A 973-nucleotide genomic window follows, 5' to 3' on the forward strand; every position below is an offset into this window, starting at 1 on the left:
CCGCCCGCGACGACGATCTTCGCGGAGGTGGTGGCGCGGGTGGGGGCGGCCGCGTTAGAGCTTGCGAAGTCCACTGAGGACCCTTTCGAGCAGCGTGACGTCGGGCTGGTTTCCGGATTCGCCGCCGGAAGCGGGCTGGTGGATGGCGACCAGGCCGGCTTCGGCGAGGTCGGCCACGAGGATGCGGGCCACTCCCAGGGGAAGGGAGAGCAGCGCCGAAACCTCCGCGACGGACTTGACCTCCGTGCACAGCGTGCAGATCCGCTGGTGCTCGGGGAGCAGGGTGGCCAGGCGCTGGGGATCGACGTCGGCGGAGACGAGGGCCTCCAGCGCGAGCTCGTAGCGCGGCCGGGTGCGACCGCCGGTCATCGCGAACGGCCGGATCAGCGGGCCGGAGTCGGGCTCGTCCTCGAACTCCTCGACGTGGCCGGGCTCCTGGGCGGTCCGGCGGCCGGGTGCCGGTTCGGGTGCCGGGGCCGGAGTCGGGTAGCCCGGCGCCGGGGCGTCGTACGAGGGCTGCTGTTGGGCGTACTGGTCGTACTGGTCGTACTGGCCGTACTGCTCCTCGGGCCGGGGGTACGGGTGCTGGGGCTGCCCGTACTGAGGCCGACCGTACTGCTGACCGTGGCCGACGCCGGGTGCTCCGAAGGCGTCATGGCCTGTGCCAGGGTACGGAAGACCGTACTGGCCGCTGCGGTCGTCGGGCGGTGTCACGGTTCCTCTCCTCACAAGGTGCGGCGGTGCGGTGCGAGCTTCGGCGCAGGTCCGGAGCCGGTGGTGCGAAGGCCGTACAACGTCCGAACCCGAGCCCGCCGAAGCGGGCCCGGGAAGGACGCGGAGGTACTTCGAATACCTGGACGGTATCCGACGAACCGTCAGTGCAGGAGACTGCCCTGGAGTTCCGCGCGGAGTGCGGGGGTGAGGACGGCGCCGGCGCGGTCGACGAGCAGGGCCATCTCGTAGCCGACGAGGC

At 71.7% G+C, this 973-nt stretch carries 1 protein-coding gene and 1 pseudogene; both read right to left on the reverse strand.

Annotated features, from left to right (window positions below; translation table 11 throughout):
- Nucleotides 1-54: 54 nt before the first annotated feature.
- Nucleotides 55-714 (reverse strand): DUF742 domain-containing protein, encoded by a 660-nt coding sequence (locus IF30_RS0140305; RefSeq protein WP_078892070.1) that lies wholly within the window; start codon nt 712-714, stop codon nt 55-57.
- 161 nt (nt 715-875) lie between these two features.
- Nucleotides 876-973: pseudogene (locus tag IF30_RS0140310) on the reverse strand (roadblock/LC7 domain-containing protein); the annotation flags it as partial.

The sequence above is a fragment of the Streptomyces sp. NRRL S-350 genome, from assembly GCF_000719705.1.
Taxonomy (GTDB): domain Bacteria; phylum Actinomycetota; class Actinomycetes; order Streptomycetales; family Streptomycetaceae; genus Kitasatospora.